This is a genomic window from Rhizobium changzhiense (genome assembly GCF_013087625.1).
Taxonomy (GTDB): domain Bacteria; phylum Pseudomonadota; class Alphaproteobacteria; order Rhizobiales; family Rhizobiaceae; genus Rhizobium; species Rhizobium sophorae.
In genome coordinates, this window is the sequence record NZ_JABFCQ010000004.1 from 554,355 (window position 1) to 575,626 (window position 21,272).

Below are 21,272 nucleotides of genomic sequence, written 5' to 3' on the forward strand. Positions count from 1 at the left end.
CTCAATCGGTTGCCCTGAACGGGGATTTAACAGATGAAGAAAACGTTCGTTACACTTCTGGCGCTGGCCTTTACAGCAGGCAATGCCTGCTCGGCATTTGCCGCCGGTCCCGCAGGTTTCGCCCGCGGCCTGAACGGTAGTTCGGCGGTCAGCTATATCTCCGAAAAAGGCAAGATCATCCCACCCTTCGCCCAGGTATTGTTCTGCGCCCAGAACCCGGCCGAATGCCGTGACAACAATGGGCTCTCGGTCGTTGCGCTCACCGACGAGCAGATGCTCCAGCTGAAAAACGTGAACAGCACGGTCAATCGTACAATGATCGGCCGGAACGACTCCCGCAGCGAACTGAATGGCGACGTCTGGAAGGTGAATGTGCGCAGCGGCGACTGCGAAGATTTCGCATTGACCAAGCGCAGCCGGCTGATAGCGATGGGCTGGTCGTCGCGCGCTTTGCGGATCGCGACCGCATATACGCCCTCCGGTGAAGGACATGCGGTCCTCGTCGTCAGGACCGACAAGGGCGATCTCGTCCTCGACAACAGGAAAAGCAGCATCAAGAACTGGCGCGATACCGATCTGCGCTGGGACAAGATTCAATCGGGAACAGACCCTTATGTCTGGTACCGGCTATCGTAGCCGAGGCTGCGACATAGACTGATTGATCCTGTTTCCGGATTGAAGTCGAGCCTGCTCTGACGAGCCGCTCGACTTGTCATATCGCCCACACAAATCTATGTTTTGGCTATCGACGGGGCAGCGCGCGGCAAGCTGCGGTGCCCGCAGTTCGATTTCCGATGTGGGTACCAGGCGATCTTCGGTATTGTCTTTTCGCCCAGATTAACTATGACGAACGTCATGCTGCGACGCAGCATGACGTTCTACTCTAATGATTTGAGGGAAATATGCGCATCACGATGATTGGATCAGGCTATGTCGGCCTCGTTTCAGGCGTTTGCTTTGCGGATTTCGGCCACGACGTCATCTGCGTCGACAAGGATCTGAGTAAGATCGAAGCCCTTCGCGAAGGCCGCATTCCGATCTACGAGCCGGGTCTGGAGCAATTGGTCGCGGAAAATACCAGCACCGGCCGGCTGTCGTTTTCGACGGATGTCGGCGAAAGTGTCCGCAGCGCCGATGTCGTATTCATCGCAGTCGGCACGCCGTCCCGGCGCGGCGACGGCCACGCAGACCTTTCCTATGTCTACGCCGCCGCACGCGAGATTGCCACCTATGTGGAAGGCTTCACCGTTATCGTCACCAAGTCGACGGTGCCGGTCGGCACGGGAGACGAGGTCGAGCGCATCATGCGCGAAACCAATCCTGCGGCGGATGTCGCCGTCGTTTCCAATCCGGAATTCCTGCGTGAAGGTGCGGCGATCGAAGACTTCAAGCGTCCCGACCGTATCGTCGTCGGCCTGAACGACGACCGGGCGCGTGAAACCATGACCGAAGTCTACCGCCCGCTTTATCTCAACCAGGCGCCCTTGGTCTTCACCACCCGCCGCACCTCCGAATTGATCAAATACGCGGCCAATGCCTTCCTCGCGATGAAGATCACCTTCATCAACGAGATCGCCGATCTCTGCGAACGGGTCGACGCTAACGTCCAGGACGTTTCGCGCGGAATCGGTCTCGACGGGCGTATCGGCTCCAAGTTCCTGCATGCCGGCCCGGGTTACGGTGGTTCGTGCTTCCCCAAGGATACGCTTGCCCTTGCCAAGACGGCGCAGGATTACGACGCGCCGATGCGTCTCATCGAGACGACGATCTCGATCAACGATAACCGCAAGCGGGCGATGGGACGCAAAGTCATTTCGGCCGTCGGCGGAGACATTCGCGGCAAGAAGATCGCGATCCTCGGCCTGACCTTCAAGCCGAACACCGACGATATGCGCGACAGCCCGGCGATCGCAGTCATCCAGACCCTGCAGGACAACGGCGCGCAAGTGGTCGGCTACGACCCCGAGGGCATGGAAAACGCCCGCAAGGTGATCGACAACATCGAATATGCGAGCGGTCCCTACGAAGCGGCCGCCGGTGCGGATGCGCTTGTCATCGTCACCGAATGGAACCAGTTCCGCGCGCTCGATTTCAATCGCCTGAAGCTGTCGATGCGCGCTCCGATCCTGGTCGATCTGCGCAATATCTACCGCAGCGACGAAGTCCGCAAACACGGCTTTACCTATACCGGCATCGGCACCAACCTTTATCAGGAAGCGACCGGCACCTGAGATAGGCCCCTGAACTTTATTGTCCTGACGCCGCGGAGCGCAAATCCCGCGGCGTTTGGTTTTGAGGATGACGCCGAAAAGTGTAGGCGTTTTCGGCCGACATCATGCTTGCCGATCTAAAGCAAGTCGCGCAAAAGTGTGCAGCGGTTTTGCGATAAAGACATGCGGAAAACCAAAGACCTAAAGCGTGGCAAGCGAATCTGAAAGATCGAGACGCGCTTTAGAGGATTCCGACCCGCGTCCCCTTTATCGTCAGCACGGTCAGCCGGCCCGTCGCCGAAACCGCAGTGTCGATGCCGATGCGTTGCGGACCGAATGTCGGGATTCGCGCCGGGGTGTGGCCGTGGATCACGAGGACAGGAAGCTGCGGCCCTTCATCCAGGAAGGGCTGACGGATCCACATAAGGTCGCTGTCTTTCTGCCTCTTGAGGTCGATGCCCGGCTTGATGCCCGCATGAACAAAGAGGATTCTTCCCATCCGCAGCATGACCGGCAGCGATTCCAGAAATTGGATATGCCGTTTGGGTATCATGTTGCGAATGATACGGGCAATCGTTTCGCTTCCGGCCGCCGACTGCAGCAGACGCTCGATATCGATACCGTATGAGTGCAGCGTCTCCGTCCCGGCAAAGCCGAGCCATTCAAGAATGCGCGCCGGTTTACGATAGAGCTTCACTAGCTCCGCGTCATGATTGCCGCACAGGACGAAACGTTGAAACCCCGGCGGCGGGGTCTTGCTCAGGAACTCCAGCACCGCGCTCGAATCAGGCCCGCGATCGACATAATCGCCGAGCATGACGATGAGCTTCGGCCCCGGAATGCGCGCAGCATCCTCCTCGATGCGGCGATGTGCCTCGACGAGTTCCTTATAACATCCGTGAACATCGCTCATCGCGTAGACCGCAGCGAATTCGCCTTCGGCAAACGTCAGCCGGGCGCGTCTTTTACGGTTGCCGGACAGTATCGGTATCTGTTGTCGCCATGGCGCTAGATAGTTAAACATGGAACCCATTTATGAGACCCGACCGAACGCGGGTTGTCCGAATCTATCCATCTCTTATCCATCGCTGCAACGGCATGAGGCTCAGTGTTCATAAGAATTTGGCCTGATCGCGGCCCCACCGAAGTTGTACCCGAACCTGCCACATTCAGAGTGACATATTCCTTCGCCGAATGACGGCGAGATCGAACCACTGAGAGCGATGCTCGGATAAAGCTGCGACTCGGCAACGCCGATATTGGCCGTTGCAGCGGCGAGGTCGCGCTCCGCCTTGCGGATGTAATCATTCATACTTGGGAGGGTGCTGCGGTTAATAATACGCTATAGTTTGCTATATGACGGTTAATCCGGCGTTAAACCGGCGATTATTGCGTTTCTCGCGACGTTATCGGCTAATATTCCCCAAATGGAGGAGTCACAGGTATCGGATTTCCACAGGCGAGACCTTCGAAAAAGCTGTAAAAATCAACTATAACGAGAGCCATCAGGAAAAAATGAACGTTAAAGAAGATGATGCTTGACGCCCCCGCGGCGCAGCATAATGATGGCGCGTTGCGAGTGTGAATGACATTTTTTGATCAGGAATCTCAGATCCAAAATTGCGGGGTGCAAAGTGGAAACTGCGGTTGATTCGAAACTTATCGAGGCGATCACCTACGACGAAGACAGCCGGCATCTACGGGTCTATCTGACCAACGGTCAGAGGCGAGAATATGAAGGAGTTCCCAAGGGCGTCGTCGTCGGGTTGACGATGGCGGAATCACCGGGAAATTTCTACATGAAGGCAATCAGGGGCAAATATCCTCCTCGCCCCTAATGTCCTATCGATCACGACGATAGGATCCTTGTTCCAACAAAGATGCGGGACCGGCATTCGCCGGTCCCGCAAACCAGTCTCCCGCCGACCGGCAGTGCACGCCGTCAGTAACCGCCGAGAAAATCGCGGACCGCATTGATCTCGAGCGGCGCAATCTCGTGACCGCCGGGATGCCAGACCACCCTGATCTCCGCCCCTCGGTTTTTCAGATGTTCGGACAACGCCTCGGTCATCGAGACGGGCGCGATAGGATCCCGTTGCCCGGCCGTCATCAGCACCTTTCTTCCCGCCAGCGTCGACTGGGCTGCGGGTTGAAACGGAATGAGCGGGTGCATCAGAACCGCGGCATCGAAGATACCCTTCTCGATCAGGACATTGGCAAGAATATTTGCGCCGTTCGAAAAACCCAGGCCGAGAATATCGGAAGCTTGGTACTCGTCAGCGAATGCCTTGACGTAGGCGGCCATCTTCTCCGTCGCGCGTGAGAGATCGGGCATGTCGTAGACCCCCTCTCCGGTGCGGCGAAAGAACCGCGCCGCGCCGTGTTCGGAAACATCGCCGCGCGGCGAGAGAATCGTCGCTTCGGGCAGCAGGCGCCGGCCGAAGTCGAAAAACTGGTTCTCGTCGCCACCGGTGCCGTGCAGCACCAGCAGGATGGGTTTATCAGGTGCACCGGCATGCAGCCGGTGCACATATCCGGTTTCGGTCATGTTGCCTCTCCTCACACTTCGAGCGGCTGCAGATGCTGCTCGAGCAGCGCGCGAAGGTGGGCGTGCTGCTGCGGCAGTTTCAGGGCTTCGCCAAGATGGGCCGTATCCTCGTCGCGGTCGAAGCCGGGCTCATTGGTCGCGACCTCGAACAGCACGCCGCCCGGCGTGCGGAAATAGATCGCCCAGAAATAATCGCGGTCGATCACCGGCGTGACCTGATAGCCGGTGTCCATCAACGCCTTGCGCACTTCGAGCTGCTTCTCGCGGTTCTCGACGGCGAAGGCGACGTGGTGGACGGAGCCTGCGCCGGGAAGCGCACGGGCAATGTTCGGCATGGTCTCGAGATCGATGAGATGCGCGCCGTTGCCGTCAGGCTTGATCAGCCGCTTGACGCCGTCCCTTTCCTCGCCGACCTCATAGCCCATGAACTTCAGGAGTTCGGCGGTGGCGCCTTCGTCCCTCAGCCGCATGGCGACGGAGTGGAAGCCGCGAATGGCATGATCCTCGTTGATGCCGCCATGTGTCCAGGGCTGGCGGGCGTCATCCTTGACCTCGACGAGCGCGAAGCCGTCGCCATCGGGGCCGGAGAAGTTCAGCCGTTTTTCGCCGAAACTTTCCTCGGCCTTAAGGCCGCCGACATCAAGCGCGGCAAAGCGATCGCTCCAGAAGCCGAGCGAGCCTTGCGGGACGGAAAACACCGTCGTGCCGACTTCGCCGGTACCGGGACGGCCCTGCGCCATCTTCGGGAACGGAAAATAAGTCATGACCGTGCCGGGCGCACCGGTCTCGTCACCATAATAGAGGTGATAGACATCCGGCGCGTCGAAATTCACCGTCTTCTTGACGCGTCGCAGGCCGAGCGCATTGGTGAAAAACTGGTTGTTGGTGCGGGCATCCTGCGCCATCGACGTGACGTGGTGCAGACCCTTGATCTGATCGAGCATGTCAAACCCCTTTCATACCCGCCGTTGCGGGCTTTCGATGAGGCTAAGATGCGCGCTGAAACTCCCGTAGAACAGACCCGTAGACCAAAACGCATTGTCTTCTTTTAGTGAACGAACGCCAAAGTCCGTTCACACCTACGCCCCATGGGGATCGGCCGGCAATTGCCAGTCGATCGGCGCACGTCCGCGCGACTGTAGAAAGGCATTCGCCTTCGAAAAATGCCCGCAGCCAAAAAACCCGTTATGGGCCGAAAGCGGTGAGGGATGCGGCGCCCGGAGCACGAGATGCCGCGTCGTATCGACAAAGGCGGCCTTGCGTTGGGCATAGGAACCCCACAGCATGAAGACCACGGATTCGCATTCATCGTTGACCTTGCGGATGACGGCGTCGGTGAAGCGTTCCCACCCCTTGCCCTGATGAGCAGCCGCCTGCCCCTCCTCGACGGTCAGCACGCTGTTCAGCAGGAGTACGCCCTGCTTTGCCCAATGTTCGAGAAAACCGTGACGTGCCGGCGCTATGCCAAGATCCGTCTCCATCTCCTTGTAGATATTGACCAGCGAGGGAGGTATGCGCACGCCCGGCCGGACACTGAAACACAGCCCATGGGCTTGCCCGACTCCATGATACGGGTCCTGGCCGAGGATGACGGCCTTGACGTTGGAGATCGGCGTCAAATCGAGGGCGCGGAAATATTCGCTGCCCTTGGGGAAAATCCGCTTGCCGACCTGCTTCTGCGCAACGAGGAAGGATTTGAGCTGTTGCATGTAGGGGCTTGAAAACTCCCCCTCCAGCACGGCCTTCCAGCTCTCCTCGAGACTGACGGATGTATCGCTCATCTAGGAAAATCCTTCGCATATGACGAAACAACGGACACACGGTTCTAACAAAATCGATCTCCGCTGCAATGCCTGCCGGCGCGGCAATGGGGCCACACATTCAGAATTCGGTGGGAGAAGATTGCGAAGCTGTCCGAGGCACCGTCGTCCGTATTTAACTATATGATAGCTTCGGTATTTACGCCGGCAGGCGGCCTGAGTAGAACTTTGATCGTGAAATCGGAGCCATGTCTTCCCATGAAATTCGGCACGAGCGGCCTTCGCGGACTTTCAGTGGATCTAAAGGGACATGCCTCCGCCCTTTATGCCACGGCATTCGGCAAATATCTGCTCGGAACTGGTAGGGCCAAAGCTGGCGATGCCATTCTGATCGGCCGCGATTTTCGCGATTCCAGCCCTGAAATCTCGGGAAATTGCGCCGATGCACTCGCTGCGCTCGGCTTCCGGATATTCGACTGCGGCAATGTACCGACACCTGCACTCGCCCTCTATGGCCTTGAAAGAAACGCCGGCTGCCTGATGATCACGGGCTCGCATATTCCGGCGGACCGCAACGGTATCAAGTTCTATCGGCCGGATGGCGAGATCGACAAATCGGACGAGGCGGCGATTACCGCATTGGCCGCCGAGATCGAACGAAACGGCGAAACGGTCATACAAGCACCGGCCGAGACGGAAGACCACGAGGCCGCTTGCCGGCAGCTCTTTTTTGAACGCAATACAGCTCTGCTTCCGCAAGGTGCGCTTTCCGGCCTGAGGATCGGCGTCTACCAGCACAGCACCGTCGCTCGCGATTTGCTGGTTGACGTTCTTGCCCATTACGGCGCCGAGATCACCGCTCTCGGACGTTCGGAGAGCTTTATTCCCGTCGACACCGAAGCCGTTTCCGACGAGACGATCACGCTGATGAAGCGCTGGGTGTCCGAGCACAAGTTCGATGCGATCGTCTCGACCGATGGCGACGGCGACCGGCCGCTGGTCGCAGACGAAACCGGCGCGCCGCTGCGCGGTGACCTTCTCGGCCTTGTGGCAGCCAATTTCTTGCGAGCCGGCACGGTGGTGACACCGGTTACCTCCAATTCGGGCATCGAGGCCGCGGGCTCTTTCACCGTCAGGCGCACCCGCGTCGGCTCGCCCTTCGTCATCGCTGGCATGGAAGAGGCCGTAGCAGCCGGCGAAGATCATGTCATGGGCTTTGAAGCCAATGGCGGGCTGCTGACTGCAACCCCTTTCGATATCAACGGCAGAGCCGTGCGCGCCCTGCCGACGCGCGATTGTTTTATCCCGATGCTCGCGATCCTGTCGCTCGCTGCCATTCGCAGGCAGCCGCTTTCTGCGGCTGCCGCCTCCTATCACCTGCCCTTTGCCGCCGCCGATCGCCTTGAGAATTTTCCGCTGGAGACGAGTGCAGCGTTGATGGAGCATCTGCGCGCTTCGGAAGAAAATCTCTCGGCTTTCCTGCAGCCGATCGGCGAGGTAGCGACAAAATCCGACATCGACGGACTTCGCGTGACGCTAAGGGATGGCGGCATCATTCATTTCCGCCCGTCCGGCAATGCGCCGGAAATGCGCTGCTACACGGAGGCCGGCAGCGAAGCTGCAGCCCGGGACCTGCTGAATACAGGGCTCGATCGAATAAGGGACTGGGCAGGCGCCCGGCAATATGCGACGAACAAGCCGTTTATTTCAAGGAACCCGCCTATGACGCAGAAAATCGTTCCCGTGATCATGGCCGGCGGCAAAGGCACGCGGCTCTGGCCGCTTTCTCGTGCCACCGCACCGAAACAATTCATCCAGTTCGTCGGCGACAAGACGCTATTTCAGGAAACTCTCGAGCGCGTTTCCGATCCCGAACTATATGAAGCCCCGATCGTCGTCACCAATGAGGAATTCCGCTTCCTGGTCGCCGAACAGGCTCGCGAGCGCGCCATCCCGCTCGCAGCGGTCCTGCTCGAACCGGTCGCCCGCAATACAGCCGCAGCGGTGGCCGCGGCCGCAACGCTTGCCGCCGACCTCTTCGGCAAGCACACCATCATCCAGATGCTCGCCTCGGATCACGAGATCCTTGCCGACAAGAGCTATTTCGATTGCATCCGCATCGCCCGCGATGCCGCTGCCGACGGCAAGCTCGTAACCTTCGGCATCACCCCCACGGAGCCGGCGACGGGTTACGGCTATATCGAGATCGGCGATGCCCTCGAAAACGGTGCGCACAAGGTCAAGCGCTTTGTCGAAAAGCCGGCACTCGATAAGGCCGAGCAGATGCTCGCCGACGGCGGCTTTTACTGGAACTCCGGCATCTTCATGTTCCCGGTGGCGGAACTCATCGCCGAACTGCAGGAATATGCGCCCGATGTGCTGAAGGCGGCCAGCAAGGCCGTTTCGAAGGCAAGCCGTGACCTCGACTTCACCCGCCTCGACGCCGACCATTTCGCCAAGAGCCCGGACATCTCCATCGATTACGCGATCATGGAAAAGACCTCCAAGGCCGCCGTCGTCCCCTCGCCGTTCAAATGGTCGGACATGGGAAGCTGGGATGCAGTTTGGAAATCAGGCGCCCGCGACGACAACGGCAATGTCGCCGCCGCAAACACCACTGTCGTCAATACCCGCAACTCGCTCGTCATGACCCATGGCGTGCATCTTGCCGTCCAGGGCATGGAGGATGTCGCCGTCATCGCCAGCGAAGACGCCGTCTATGTCGGACCGCTCAAAGACAGCCAGAATGTCGGACAATTGGTCAAGATGCTGGCCTCTACGTCCGCCACGGCGAAATTCGCCGAAACCCATCCGACATCTTATCGCCCGTGGGGTGGCTATACCTCCATCTTCAACGGCGATCGCTTCCAGGTGAAGCGCATCTTCGTCACGCCGGGCAAGAAGCTTTCGCTGCAAAAACACCACCATCGCTCCGAACACTGGATCGTCGTCAAGGGAACGGCTGAGGTGACGGTCGGCGAGAACGTGCGTATGCTGCGTGAGAACGAAAGCGTCTACATTCCGCTGGGCGAAGTCCACCGCCTCGCCAACCCCGGAAAGATTCTTCTCGAGCTCATCGAGGTTCAGACGGGCTCCTATCTCGGCGAGGACGACATCATCCGTATCGTCGATGAGTTTGGAAGAACGTAAAATCGCAGCCGGAGCGATGGTCGGGCCTTTTCCGGCGCGACCATCCTCGCTGTTGAATTTCCTCTTGGGGTTCTCGTAGAATGGATGTACCGACAGACATGACCGGAGATATCCCCCTGATGCGTACCTTGCCCGTCCTCGCCGGATTTCTTGCAATCATGGCGCCGGGAATGGCGTTTGCCGAAACGGCAAGCATGCGAACCGCAAACGAGTCGGAAATTCGCCAGCACCTGCCCGGTACGTCCGAACTGAAAGAAGCCAAGAACGGCTACGAATATCGCGACGGCAATAAGAATGGCTACAAGATAACCAATGGCCAAGTGTGCGTCCTGTTCCCCAGCAAGAAGACCGATTGCGTCAACGTGAAGACCGACGGCAAGAGGTTTCAGATGATCGACAAAAAAGGCGGCCGAACCAGATTCTGATCTGCGGCCCCGGCAAGATTTCCTTCCCCAGGCAAAGTCATTTTGCCGGAGACGTTTCGCCGTCCTTGTCGAGAACGAAGTCGGCGACCAGGCCCGAATGGTTCGAGCCGAGATTGTCATCGAGACGTTTCAGCGATGTCAGATGAAGCGGCGCGCGCGCAAATATGTGGTCGATGGCGATCCCGAGCGCGCCGGCGCCGATCGGCCATGTTGCCGGTTCTGGCGTGATCGTTTTCAGCTTCTGCTCACGCAGGAAAGCTTGGATGCTCGGGGCGATCGCCGAAGAGTTGAAATCACCTGACAGCACCAGAGGGCCATCGATCGAGCCAAGCGCTTTGGCGAGATCTTCCAATTCAGCCATCTGGAAATCGTCGAAGTATGGTTTGGTCAGGTGCGCCGAAACCAGATTGATGGTCTCGCCTCCGAAGTCGACGCTTGCTATAACGAGCCTGTTTTTTCGCAGGCTGCCCATATTTGCGACCTGCCGGCGGACGAACGGGCGTTTGGACAGCACCAGCGTATCGCATGTATCCTTCCCGCTATCGCAGCCGATATGGTAGGGATAGGCCTTGAATAATCGCTGCAGGTGAAACGTTAGCGGCTTGGCTTCGAGCAGATTGACGACGTCGGCATTCGACGCGATCACCATGTCGGTGATTTCAGTCGAGTTTTTCCAGTTGTCGATCGCGATGTTGAACGACATCAGACGAAAAAGCGGCGGCCTGTCGGTGCCTCTGTCGCCCTCCGAGAACTCGCACAGCATGATGACGCCGTGAGCGATGAGAAAAAGCGAGGCAATCAGAAGGATAAAGCCGTAAATCTGTCTTTTGATAGCCAGAACGACGAGACTGGCAGCGACGAACACGACGCCGAGGTGAATTTGAAAGCTGTAGACGAAGGACAGAAGCCAGAAGTTCGTGACATAGCGTAACGACACGACAGCGATGGCAACGGTCAGAAACGCGCAGAGAATCCAATAAATTATATCTCTCATCGATCCTGACCTGCTTGCAGACGACCGGCCGGCCATAACATGCAAGCCACCATGTTGCAATGCAGCATAGCGGCCGGGAATTGCGGCTGACCGACAGACAATATCGATAGTCTCGCCCTTATCCGGGCAAGGCAGCGGCGGACAGGCCGCCGACAGTGGAGAGGGTGCTGTGGCCTTCTCGTTCAAAGACCTATCGACTCGGCCTCTTTTTATCTTGTAAGTGGGGTCACTTGATACGGAATCGGCTCTTTGCCGTCGGCAGGAAGTCGAGAAAAGGTGGGAATGCGCTACTTCATTACAGGGACTGCCGGCTTTATCGGTTTTCATCTGGCCAGGCGCCTGCTGCAAGAGGGGCATGACGTCACAGGCTTCGATGGCCTCACTCCCTATTACAACGTCAAGCTCAAGGAGATGCGCCATGCGGCACTCTCCCAGTTTCCGGCCTTCAAACCCGTCATATCAATGCTCGAGGACCGGCCAGCGCTGGAAGCGGCTGTTCTGGCGGCCAAGCCCGACATCCTGATACACCTCGCCGCACAGGCCGGCGTGCGCTACAGTCTGGAAAATCCCGAGGCCTATCTCCGTTCGAACGTCGAAGGCTCGTGGAATATCATGGAAATCGCGCGTCGCGTCGAAATCCGCCATCTGATGCTGGCCTCGACATCATCGATCTATGGCGCCAATGCGACCGTCCCCTTTCGCGAGACCGACCGCGCCGACGAGCCGCTGACCATCTATGCGGCGACGAAGAAATCGATGGAACTAATGGCGCATAGTTATGCCCATCTTCACAAGATTCCGACCACGGCTTTTCGTTTTTTCACCGTCTATGGCCCGTGGGGCCGACCCGACATGGCGCTGTTCAAATTCACCAAGAACATGCTTGAAGGCCAGCCGATCGAGATCTACGGCGAAGGCAACATGAGCCGTGACTTCACCTATATCGATGATCTTGTTGAAGCGATCGTCAGACTGTCGGCAATCGGCCCGAGCGAGGAAAACCGTCTCGAAAACACGGCTGTCGAAACGCTTTCGCGCCAGGCGCCCTTCCGTGTCGTCAATATTGGCGGAGGCCAGCCGGTCAGCCTGATGGATTTCGTCGAAACGGTGGAAAAGGCGCTCGGCCGTCCTGCCATCCGCAAGATGCTGGCGATGCAGAAGGGTGATGTGCCGCGTACCTTCGCGGCCCCCGATCTGCTCGTCGCGCTGACGGGTTACAAGCCGGATACGACCCTGGAGGTCGGCGTCAAGGCCTTCGTCGAGTGGTATCTCGATGTGCGCGGCGAGCTCGACGCCTAGCTTATTTGCTGAACTGTTTCCAGTCGATTCTGTCAGTGAAGAAACGTCACCGCGTTCACGACGTTGACCGCCTTTGAAAACACATAGTCGACGACAACCGTCAGGTTCTGCGAATAGGTCTTGAGCCGGTAGCCCTCCACCGTAGCGGGGCTGCGCAGGACGAAAGGAACGCCTGGGCGCACGAAACCGGCGCGGGTCGTCAACGGCACTTGGGGCGCATGACCGATGGCGGAGGTGTACATCAGGTCGCGGGCAAGGCTGGCGGGGCCGATGGCGAATGCCGGCTCGGCGGCGGCAGTGATGGTCAGGGTCAAGGCGATGGCGGCAAGAGTTCTGTGCATGTTGAAGTCCCCGTTTGCGGATCGACGGGCTTTCGGTTTGCCCGGCTCCAAACGATCGATGCGTCTGTCCACGCTTCGGTCGCTTTCATGAGACCACTCTACACATCAGTATTTTCAGGGCTTTTAAGCAGATCGGTCAAATTTTACGAAATTTGATTTTCTGTCCGGAAGGCTCGAGAGCGCATAGGAAAAATACATCGCCGGCCCGATGTTAAGAACGCGACATCGGCGAATTGTACCGCTGACCTGGACGCTGCATCGCAGTCTATAGAATGCGATCCAGCTTCTTGTTGATGTGCAGGTTCGGCATCAACCCCGCGCTTTGCGCGGCATGATAGGATTCTCGTGCCGCATCGAACGAGATCGACCACATGATGGCGCTGAGCAGCAGCGCGATAATATAAATCTGAATACGCATCGAACCGGCGATACGGAAAGAGCAAGGCAGTTTTGTGTCAAAACATAGCCGCAGGGATCACGAAAAAGTGGCGGACTTTTTGTTTTGCGGCCGGTCGGCAGCAGACATATTAGTGTCGTGAAAATTAGCGATATTGTATCGCTACCTGTTAGCAGCCGACCCCGAGGCTTGGTTCCTCTTCCCACCCCGAGAACCCTGAGAGACCCGTTCCCACGGGTCTCTTTGCCTTCTTCCGGACGCTTTTCAGAACAGCTGAGATCGCCTGATCCCATCGATGCTGAAACCCTCAACGGCACATCTCGATCCCCAAATAGACCACGCTTCCCGCAGTGAGCGAGGTCACGTTCTTGCCCTTGCAGCGAAGGCACCAAAACAATGATAGGACCCTCCTAATATATCAATCGATTGACTTATTTACATGGCGGCGTTATAAACTGTTATGACCCAAGAACACGACAACCAGCCACCGGCCTCCGCCCGTGCCGAGATCGCGCGTCAGAAGATGCTGTCCGCCGCCCTCGATGTCTTCGGCCGTTATGGCTTCGACGGTGCTTCGACACGCCAACTCACGGAAGCCGCTGGCGTCAACCTGCAGGCAATCCCCTATTATTTCGGCAGTAAGGAAGGTCTCTATATCGCCACCGCCGAATATCTGATGATGCGGATCAATACCCATGTCGGTGACATGAGGGCGCGCGTCGGCGCGCATCTACAGGCACTCGACGCTGCGGGCAAACCGCTTGGTGAAGCGGAGGCTCGCCATTTCCTGACCGAGATTTTGCAGACCATGGTGACACTGTTCGTCGGCAAGGAATCCGAATCCTGGGCGCGCTTCCTGATCCGCGAGCAGATGGAGCCGACCGAAGCCTTCACACGGGTCTATCAAGGCCTCATGCGGCCGATGATCGAGATGGGCCGGCGGCTGATCGGCGCTATCCTCGATGAGGATCCCGCCTCGGAACATGTGCGCCTGCGCACCTTCACCCTTCTCGGCAGCATCCTCGTCTTTCGTGTCGCCCATGCAGCCGTGCTCGCCCAGATGGAGTGGGACGGCGTCGGCCCGCAACAGGTGGAAACCGTGCGCGGCCTTGCCGCAGAGCTGGTCGATGCCATCGGCGCATCGAGAGGAAGTGCAGCATGAAACGCGTCCTTCCCCTCGTCATCCTTCTTCTCGTTGCGGCGGGTGCTGCTGCCTGGTGGTACGGCCTGCACGAAAAGCTAGGCTGGTGGCCCGAGGCCCGCCGCGAGTTCGTCCTTTACGGCAATGTCGATATCCGCCAGGTATCGCTCGGTTTCCGTGTCAGCGGTCGTCTCGCCGAACTCCATGCTGACGAAGGCGACGTCGTCAAAACTGGAACGGTTCTGGCAAAGCTCGATGCAGCACCCTATGAATTCGCGGTCCGCTCGGGTGAAGCCAATGTCGCAGCCCTTCAGGCAACGCTCGACAAGCTGAAGGCCGGTCCACGGCCGACCGAGATCGCCCAGGCACGCGCCGCCTATGACGAAAGTGTCGCCGATCTCCGCAATGCCAATCTCGCCTATGACCGCGCCCGCCAGTTGCGCCCGCAGGGCACGATTTCCGAGGCAAGCCTTGATCAGGCGACCGCTGCAAGGGCCATGGCCGCCGCACGCTCCGACTCCGCCAACGAGGCGTTGAAACTGCTGCTGGAAGGTTCTCGTGTCGAGGATATCGACGCTGCCGACGCCCAGCTGAAGGCGGCTCAGGCAACGCTCGCCTCGGCCCGCACCTCGCTGGAGGATACCCAATTGCGCGCGCCAAACGACGGCGTGATCCTCTCCCGTGTGCGGGAGAACGGCGCCATCGTTTCCCCCGCCGACACCGTCTTCGTGTTGTCGCTGACAGAACCCGTCTGGGTGCGCACCTATGTCGCCGAACCCGATCTCGGCCGCATCCATCCCGGCATGAAGGTTGCGGTCACCTCCGATACCGCGCCCGACAAACCCTATGAAGGCACGATCGGCTTCATCTCGCCGGTTGCCGAATTCACTCCGAAATCGGTGGAAACGCCGGAACTGAGGACTGACCTCGTCTACCGCCTCAGGATCGTCATTGATAAGCCCGGCCTGGATCTGCGCCAGGGCATGCCGGTCACCGTGCGATTTCCGACGCCGACGGCAGGCGGACAATGACCGCCGCCGAAACCGGCCCCCAGACAGGTTGGGACGACAAGCCGCTCGTCCGGATCGACGGCGTCACCAAGCACTTCGGCGATGCGCCAGCCGCCCTTGACGCCGTCTCCGGCGTGATCGGCGGCGGCGCAATCACCGGTCTCGTCGGCCCTGACGGCGCCGGCAAGACGACGCTGATCCGCCTGATGACCGGCCTGATGCTGCCCGACACGGGAACGATGGAGGTTCTCGGCTCCGACACGCGCAAGAATGCCGCCGGCATCCAGGCGGCGATCGGCTACATGCCGCAGCGCTTCGGTCTCTATGAAGACCTTTCGGTGCAGGAAAATCTCGATCTCTATGCCGATCTGCGCGGCCTGCCGAAGAGCGAACGCACAAGCGCCTTCGACGAGCTGCTCACCTTTACCGATCTCAAGCGTTTCACCGGCAGGCTCGCCGGAAAGCTCTCCGGCGGCATGAAGCAAAAGCTTGGCCTCGCCTGCGCGCTTCTGAAGAAGCCGCGGCTGCTGCTGCTCGACGAGCCTGGCGTCGGCGTCGATCCGATCTCACGCCGCGACCTCTGGAAGATGGTCGAGAACCTGACGAAGGAAGGTATCGGCGTCCTCTGGTCGACCGCCTATCTCGACGAGGCTGAAGCCTGCGACCATGTGCTGCTCTTGAACCAGGGAAAGCTGCTGTTTTCGGGAAAACCGGCCGACATGACCGGCCGCGTCAGCGACCGAGTTTTTCGCGTCTCGGGCATGACAGGGCGCCGCCGGCAGGTGCTTGCCGGGCTTCTGCAGGCCGATGGCGTCATCGACGGCGTGATCCAGGGCGAAGCGATCCGCCTCGTCGCCGCCAAGGACAAGAAACCGGATATCGGCTCGGCCGGCGATGGCGCAACGCTCACCCCTGCCCCGCCGCGCTTCGAGGATGCCTTTATCGACATGCTGGGTGGTGGTCCTGGCGGCCGATCGAGACTGGCCGAGGCGCAAGAACCGACGAAAGGCGAGGACGACCGGCCGGTGATCGAGGCCAAGGGGCTGACCAAGCGCTTCGGCGATTTCACCGCTGCCGACAATATCAGCTTCGATATCCGCCGCGGCGAAATCTTCGGCCTGCTCGGCCCGAACGGCGCCGGCAAATCCACCACCTTCAAGATGCTCTGCGGCCTGCTGAAGCCGACCGGCGGCGAAGGTCGCGTTGCCGGTTTCGACCTTCGCCGCGATGCCGCCGAGGCCCGCAACCAGCTTGGCTATATGGCGCAGAAATTCTCGCTCTATGGCGATCTGACCGTCATGCAGAACCTCGAATTCTTCTCCGGTGTCTATGGCCTTCGCGGAAGACACCGGCGCGAGCGCATCGATCTCATGGCCGGCATCTTCGATTTCGGCCGCCATGTCAGCCAGCCGGCCAAGGACCTGCCGCTTGGCCTGAAACAGCGGTTGGCGCTCGCCTGCGCCGTCATGCACGAGCCGCGCGCCCTCTTCCTCGACGAGCCGACCTCCGGCGTCGATCCGATCACCCGACGCGAATTCTGGACGCATATCAACGCCCTGGTCGAAAAGGGCGTCACGGTGCTCGTCACCACCCACTTCATGGATGAGGCGGAATATTGCGACCGCATCTCGCTGATCTATCGCGGCCGCTCGATCGCGCTCGGCTCGCCCGATGAATTGAAGGCCCGCGTCGCGACCAAGGAGCTGCCGAACCCGACGATGGAGGACGCCTTCATCGCCCTCGTACAGCAATCGGAAGCGGAGGATGCCGCATGAGCGCCTCCTCCGGTCGACTTCGGCGTCTTTCAGCTCTGGTGCGCAAGGAAAGCTTTCAGGCGATCCGCGATCCGAGCAGTATCCTCATCGCCTTCGTGCTGCCGCTGATCCTGCTCTTTCTCTTCGGCTACGGCGTCTCACTCGATACCACCCGCACCCGCATCGGCCTGGTGACCGAGGGGATGACGCCGCTGACGCAGGATCTGTCGGCCAGTTTCCAGGCCTCGCGCTATTTCGATGTGGCCATCGGCCGCGACCGTCGTCTGTTCGAGGAAGACCTCGTGCTCGGCAAGCTGCGCGGCATCGTCGTCATCCCCGCCGATTTCACCACGCGCTACACCGCCGGCAACCGGCCCGGTATCCAGGTGATCGTCGATGGCTCCGAACCGAACACGGCGAATTTTGTGCAGAATTATGCCCAAGGCACTGTTGCCAACTGGGAGCGGCAGAGGCAGGCGGACGTCGCCTCCCACAGTCCCGCCATTTCGGTCGAGCAGCGCTTCTGGTTCAACCCTGAACTGACCAGCCGCAATTTCCTCGTTCCCGGCTCGATCGCCATCGTCATGACGCTGGTCGGCACGCTTCTGACCTCGCTCGTCGTCGCCCGCGAATGGGAGCGGGGCACAATGGAGGCGATGATGGCGACACGGGTGACGGCGGTCGAACTGCTCGCCGGCAAGATCCTGCCCTATTTCCTGCTCGGCCTCACCTCGATGACGCTTTGCGTGCTGCTTGCGGTCTTCCTCTTCGGCGTGCCGTTCCGCGGCTCCGTCGCCGCTCTTTACGCGCTGTCGGCCGCTTTCCTGATCCCGGCGCTCGGCCAGGGCCTGTTGATATCGACGGCCACGAAGAACCAGTTCCTTGCCTCGCAGCTGGCGCTGATCTCGGCCTTCCTCCCGGCTTTCCTGCTGTCTGGCTTCCTCTTCGAGATCAATTCCATGCCGACCGTGATCCAGTGGATCACCTTCATCGTGCCGGCGCGCTACCTGATCCCCAGCCTGCAGACGGTGTTCCTCGCCGGCGACATCTGGCCGATGTTTCTGCAGGCAATCGGCGTGATGCTGACGATCGGCGCCATCATGTTCGTGCTGGCGGCCCGCAGCACCAGAAAGAGGATCGGCTGAGATGTGGACAAGGCTTTACGCCCTGATCGTCAAGGAGCTGCTCGCCGTCCTGCGTGATCCCAAGGGCCGCGCTATCCTGATTGGCCCACCGATCGTCCAGCTTCTCGTCTTCTCCTATGCGGCGACGCTCGAAGTCCGCAATGTCGACGTGATGATCCTCAATCGCGACAATGGTCACTGGGGCCAGGAACTGATCGAGCGTATCGATGGCTCGCCGACCTTCCGGAAAATCGAGATTGCAGGAAGCCAGGCGGAGGTCCGGGTGGCGATCGACAACCAGACGGCCATTGCCGTCGTCGAGATCGGCCCGGACTTTTCCCGGAATATTGAGGCCGGTACGCCGGCCAACCTGCAGGTGGTGCTCGACGGCCGCCGCTCCAACGCCTCGCAGATCGTCGCGGGCTATCTCTCGCAGATCGGGGCGGCGCTTGCCGCCGAGACGCCGGCCGGCAAACGTGCCGGTGCCGACATCGTCTCGACAGTGCCGCGCAACTGGTTCAACCCGAACCTGACCTATCAATGGTTCATGGTGCCGAACCTGATCGCCAGCATCGCGCTGCTGATCGGCCTCATCGTCACGGCGCTGTCGATCGCCCGCGAGCGCGAACTCGGCACCTTCGACCAGTTGATGGTCTCGCCGCTACGCATCCACGAGATCCTGATCGGCAAACTGATCCCGCCGATGATGATCGGCCTCTTCCACATCACCGTCTATATCCTGGCCGCCGTCTTCCTCTTCGAAGTGCCGCTGCGCGGCTCGCTCTTTCTGCTGTACGGCAGTGCAATCTTCTATCTTGGTTCGGTTGCCGGCCTCGGCCTCTTCATCTCGGCGCTGTCGATGACACAGCAGCAGGCGATCCTCGGCGCCTTCCTGTTCATGGTCCCAGCCATGCTGCTCTCCGGCTTCGCGACACCGATCGAGAACATGCCGGGCTGGCTGCAGCCGGTAACGCTCGTTAATCCGCTGCGCTATTTCCTGGTGATCGTCAAAGGCGTTTTCCTCAAGGATATCCCGTTGAGCGAGGTGGTGAACCAGACGATCCCGCTGGCGCTGATTGCTGCCGTCACCCTTAGCGCCGCCGCTTGGCTCTTCCGCCGGCGGCTGGAATAACCAATGCTTCAGCCGCCTCACAGAATGTGAACCGGCCTTCCAAAGCGTGACTCTCTCCTGCCGGAACCTCGGATTGACGCGGTCGTTACCCAAGCGCAACCCCAGTAAAGGAGAAGCAAAATGTACAAGATCCTACTTGTCTCCAGCGCCCTTGCGCTTTCGTCGCTCGCCACCAATGCGCTGGCTGACGGAGCCGTCACCGGTGCAGCCGGCGGCGCCATCACCGGCGCAATCGTCGGCGGCCCCGTGGGTGCTGCCATTGGCGGCGTGGCCGGCGGTGTCGCCGGTGCCGTTGTCGATCCGCCGCCGCGCGAGGTCGTCACCTATGTCCAGCAGCAGCCGGCCCCGACCGCTTCAGTGGTCGTCCAGGAACCAATTGTCGTCGGCAAGCCGCTTCCGGCAGACGTCGTCGTGACGCCGGTGCCTGACAATCCGAAATATGCCTATACGGTCATCAACAATCAACACGTGATTGTCGAACCCCGCACCCACCGCGTGGTGCAGGTGATAGAATAATCAGGCAACCGAAGCCGCCTGTTGCGGCTCGGCAACTTCCGGCCCCGCTTCGGCGGGGCTTTTTTTCATGCGCTCGGGCCACCCGACGATCAGCGAGAATAGTACAACAAGGTGCCGTGGCAACGTAAACCCCTGTGGCAGCGCCTCTATCGGAATTCGGTCGCCGTAAAGCTGGCCCTGTTTGAGAGATAGAATATGCATGCTGGAAAGCATGAGCCGATCCTCCATCCTGACTGATGGGATCAGCGTGGCCGAAGCGACGGGGCTGGGTCCTTAAAGTCCGACTAAAAGCTGCAAAAACTTGCAAAGGCCTATGGGCGCGGCCGCATGCCGGCCCGCGCCAGCCCTTCCAGAACCGGCGCAAAACGCTGGGGATCCTTGGCCGGTTGACCTGCCAGAATGCCTTCCAGCGTTACATCAGGTGCAATCGCTGCGAGCGCGCGCAGGAACTGCCGCGCCCGCTCCATATTGCCGAGATGCGCATGTGCGGCGATCAGCATCCAGTAGGTCGGGTCGAAATGGGCATTGAGCGCCAGCGAACGTGACGCGTATGAAAGTGCTGCCTCGTAATTGCCACGGAAGATTTCAGCCATGGCGATGCCCGTCAGCGAAAAACGCGCATCCGGATCGCGAGGTCCCAATCTCACCGCGCGATGCAGGCGTTCGAGCGCATGTTCGATATCGCCGCAATGCAAGGCGGCAATGCCGGAACAGGCCGCCACCAGAAGATCGTTGGGATTGGCGGCCGCGGCGGCCTCCAACACGGCCATGCCGCCTTCATAATCCTTGCCCACCTGCAACAGCGCCATGCCGCAATGAGCCATGACGCGGGGATCGCCCGCCGAATGCTGAAGCCCGCGACGGGCAAGGCCGATGCATTCCGCCTTGTCGTCCTCTCCAAGCCGCGGCCAGCCCATGGTAATGCGGTGTTCGAGCGCCCAGGCGGCATGGGAAAGCAGCATCGCATTTTCCGGCTCCATGGCGAGCGCCTCCCGCAGCAAGGCATAGGCGGCGGCGTTGCTTTCGATCGACTCGTCGATGATCGCGGCAAGCGCACGCAGATAGAGATCGTAAACCGCCGGACTGTTCGGCCGGTCGCGTCGTGACCTCTGGATTTCGGCGATCTCGATCGCCGGCTCGACGATCGAGGCGACGCGTTCGGTGATATGGTCCTGGAAAGCGAAGATGCGGCTGATGCCGTCTTCAAAATGATCGGCCCAGAGATTGGTCGCCGTCACGCCATCGACCAATTGTACATTGATGCGCACCTGCGCGCCTTCCCGCCGGATGCTGCCTTCGAGCAGGTAGCGTACTCCCAATTCCTTGGCCACCTCTCGCACGTCGATGCTGTGTCCCTTGTAAACGAAGGCGGAATAGAGCCTTTCAGGTTTTGACGGAAGCGTATCCGGCATTGGCGAAGTAGTTGCTGCATTCGTTGGGCTCGATGGTTGTGACGAGGTGTCCGATGTGG

20 protein-coding genes and 3 pseudogenes are annotated in these 21,272 nt (G+C 59.8%); 13 read left to right on the forward strand and 10 right to left on the reverse strand.

The window, feature by feature from the left end; genetic code table 11:
- Window positions 1-33 precede the first annotated feature (33 nt).
- The gene (locus tag G9X68_RS22830; protein ID WP_171604339.1) at window positions 34-636 is read left to right on the forward strand and encodes a transglutaminase-like cysteine peptidase; all 603 of its coding nucleotides are present in this window, start codon (window positions 34-36) and stop codon (window positions 634-636) included.
- 266 nt (window positions 637-902) lie between these two features.
- A complete protein-coding gene (locus G9X68_RS22835) occupies window positions 903-2,231 on the forward strand; it encodes a UDP-glucose dehydrogenase family protein (RefSeq protein WP_171604340.1) in 1,329 nt (442 codons plus the stop codon).
- 220 nt (window positions 2,232-2,451) lie between these two features.
- On the opposite strand, the gene G9X68_RS22840 is transcribed toward G9X68_RS22835, so the two are convergent.
- Both G9X68_RS22840 and G9X68_RS32430 read right to left on the reverse strand, forming a co-directional pair.
- Window positions 2,452-3,243 (reverse strand): metallophosphoesterase, encoded by a 792-nt coding sequence (locus G9X68_RS22840; protein WP_171604341.1) that lies wholly within the window; start codon window positions 3,241-3,243, stop codon window positions 2,452-2,454.
- Window positions 3,244-3,402: 159 nt separating this feature from the next.
- Window positions 3,403-3,510 (reverse strand): annotated as a pseudogene (locus tag G9X68_RS32430) (TolC family protein); the annotation flags it as partial.
- Between the two features lie 295 nt (window positions 3,511-3,805).
- Here G9X68_RS32430 and G9X68_RS22845 point away from each other — a divergent pair.
- Window positions 3,806-4,048 (forward strand): KTSC domain-containing protein, encoded by a 243-nt coding sequence (locus tag G9X68_RS22845; protein WP_003542164.1) that lies wholly within the window; start codon window positions 3,806-3,808, stop codon window positions 4,046-4,048.
- Between the two features lie 104 nt (window positions 4,049-4,152).
- Here the strand turns inward: G9X68_RS22845 and G9X68_RS22850 are convergent, their stop codons facing one another.
- The 3 genes from G9X68_RS22850 to ung all read right to left on the reverse strand — a co-directional run bounded on the left by G9X68_RS22850 (window position 4,153) and on the right by ung (window position 6,539).
- A complete protein-coding gene (locus G9X68_RS22850) occupies window positions 4,153-4,758 on the reverse strand; it encodes an alpha/beta hydrolase (RefSeq protein WP_171604342.1) in 606 nt (201 codons plus the stop codon).
- Window positions 4,759-4,769: 11 nt separating this feature from the next.
- Window positions 4,770-5,702: a VOC family protein gene (locus G9X68_RS22855; RefSeq protein ID WP_171604343.1), complete on the reverse strand. Its 933-nt coding sequence runs from the start codon at window positions 5,700-5,702 to the stop codon at window positions 4,770-4,772.
- Between the two features lie 135 nt (window positions 5,703-5,837).
- Window positions 5,838-6,539, reverse strand: a complete 702-nt coding sequence (ung, locus tag G9X68_RS22860) for a uracil-DNA glycosylase (RefSeq protein WP_171604344.1) — start codon at window positions 6,537-6,539, stop codon at window positions 5,838-5,840.
- Window positions 6,540-6,776: 237 nt separating this feature from the next.
- Between ung and G9X68_RS22865 the strand changes: the two are divergent.
- The 3 genes and pseudogenes from G9X68_RS22865 to G9X68_RS22875 all read left to right on the forward strand — a co-directional run.
- A pseudogene (locus tag G9X68_RS22865) lies at window positions 6,777-8,198 on the forward strand (phosphomannomutase); the annotation flags it as partial.
- A 42-nt stretch (window positions 8,199-8,240) separates the two neighbouring features.
- On the forward strand, window positions 8,241-9,668 hold the full coding sequence (locus G9X68_RS22870) for a mannose-1-phosphate guanylyltransferase/mannose-6-phosphate isomerase (RefSeq protein WP_171604368.1): 1,428 nt from the start codon (window positions 8,241-8,243) through the stop codon (window positions 9,666-9,668).
- 119 nt (window positions 9,669-9,787) lie between these two features.
- Window positions 9,788-10,093: a hypothetical protein gene (locus G9X68_RS22875; RefSeq protein WP_171604369.1), complete on the forward strand. Its 306-nt coding sequence runs from the start codon at window positions 9,788-9,790 to the stop codon at window positions 10,091-10,093.
- Between the two features lie 37 nt (window positions 10,094-10,130).
- On the opposite strand, the gene G9X68_RS22880 is transcribed toward G9X68_RS22875, so the two are convergent.
- Entirely contained in the window at window positions 10,131-11,087 is a 957-nt protein-coding gene (locus G9X68_RS22880) for an endonuclease/exonuclease/phosphatase family protein (protein ID WP_171604370.1), read from the reverse strand.
- 282 nt (window positions 11,088-11,369) lie between these two features.
- Here G9X68_RS22880 and G9X68_RS22885 point away from each other — a divergent pair, with 282 nt between their 5' ends.
- Window positions 11,370-12,386 (forward strand): NAD-dependent epimerase/dehydratase family protein, encoded by a 1,017-nt coding sequence (locus G9X68_RS22885; RefSeq protein ID WP_171604345.1) that lies wholly within the window; start codon window positions 11,370-11,372, stop codon window positions 12,384-12,386.
- 32 nt (window positions 12,387-12,418) lie between these two features.
- Here G9X68_RS22885 and G9X68_RS22890 read toward each other — a convergent pair whose 3' ends face one another.
- Both G9X68_RS22890 and G9X68_RS22895 read right to left on the reverse strand, forming a co-directional pair.
- Window positions 12,419-12,727 (reverse strand): hypothetical protein, encoded by a 309-nt coding sequence (locus tag G9X68_RS22890; RefSeq protein WP_206679825.1) that lies wholly within the window; start codon window positions 12,725-12,727, stop codon window positions 12,419-12,421.
- Window positions 12,728-12,992: 265 nt separating this feature from the next.
- Entirely contained in the window at window positions 12,993-13,145 is a 153-nt protein-coding gene (locus G9X68_RS22895; protein ID WP_009988813.1) for a hypothetical protein, read from the reverse strand.
- Window positions 13,146-13,584: 439 nt separating this feature from the next.
- Between G9X68_RS22895 and G9X68_RS22900 the strand changes: the two genes are divergently transcribed.
- From G9X68_RS22900 to G9X68_RS22925, 6 genes are all read left to right on the forward strand, one after another.
- The gene (locus G9X68_RS22900; RefSeq protein WP_171604347.1) at window positions 13,585-14,286 is read left to right on the forward strand and encodes a CerR family C-terminal domain-containing protein; all 702 of its coding nucleotides are present in this window, start codon (window positions 13,585-13,587) and stop codon (window positions 14,284-14,286) included.
- On the forward strand, window positions 14,283-15,296 hold the full coding sequence (hlyD, locus tag G9X68_RS22905) for a secretion protein HlyD (RefSeq protein WP_171604348.1): 1,014 nt from the start codon (window positions 14,283-14,285) through the stop codon (window positions 15,294-15,296). The genes G9X68_RS22900 and hlyD overlap by 4 nt, the downstream gene beginning before the upstream one ends.
- Window positions 15,293-17,050: an ATP-binding cassette domain-containing protein gene (locus tag G9X68_RS22910; protein ID WP_171604349.1), complete on the forward strand. Its 1,758-nt coding sequence runs from the start codon at window positions 15,293-15,295 to the stop codon at window positions 17,048-17,050. The genes hlyD and G9X68_RS22910 overlap by 4 nt, the downstream gene beginning before the upstream one ends.
- Window positions 17,047-18,174 (forward strand): ABC transporter permease, encoded by a 1,128-nt coding sequence (locus tag G9X68_RS22915; protein WP_171604350.1) that lies wholly within the window; start codon window positions 17,047-17,049, stop codon window positions 18,172-18,174. Before G9X68_RS22910 ends, G9X68_RS22915 begins: the two co-directional genes overlap by 4 nt.
- A 1-nt stretch (window position 18,175) precedes the next feature.
- Window positions 18,176-19,285: an ABC transporter permease gene (locus G9X68_RS22920; RefSeq protein WP_171604351.1), complete on the forward strand. Its 1,110-nt coding sequence runs from the start codon at window positions 18,176-18,178 to the stop codon at window positions 19,283-19,285.
- A gap of 120 nt (window positions 19,286-19,405) precedes the next feature.
- Window positions 19,406-19,801, forward strand: a complete 396-nt coding sequence (locus G9X68_RS22925; RefSeq protein WP_003542187.1) for a DUF1236 domain-containing protein — start codon at window positions 19,406-19,408, stop codon at window positions 19,799-19,801.
- Here G9X68_RS22925 and G9X68_RS22930 read toward each other — a convergent pair whose 3' ends face one another.
- A complete protein-coding gene (locus G9X68_RS22930) occupies window positions 19,802-20,014 on the reverse strand; it encodes a hypothetical protein (protein WP_171604352.1) in 213 nt (70 codons plus the stop codon). It lies immediately after the preceding gene.
- Between the two features lie 98 nt (window positions 20,015-20,112).
- A pseudogene (locus tag G9X68_RS22935) lies at window positions 20,113-21,177 on the reverse strand (tetratricopeptide repeat protein); the annotation flags it as partial.
- Window positions 21,178-21,272 lie beyond the last annotated feature (95 nt).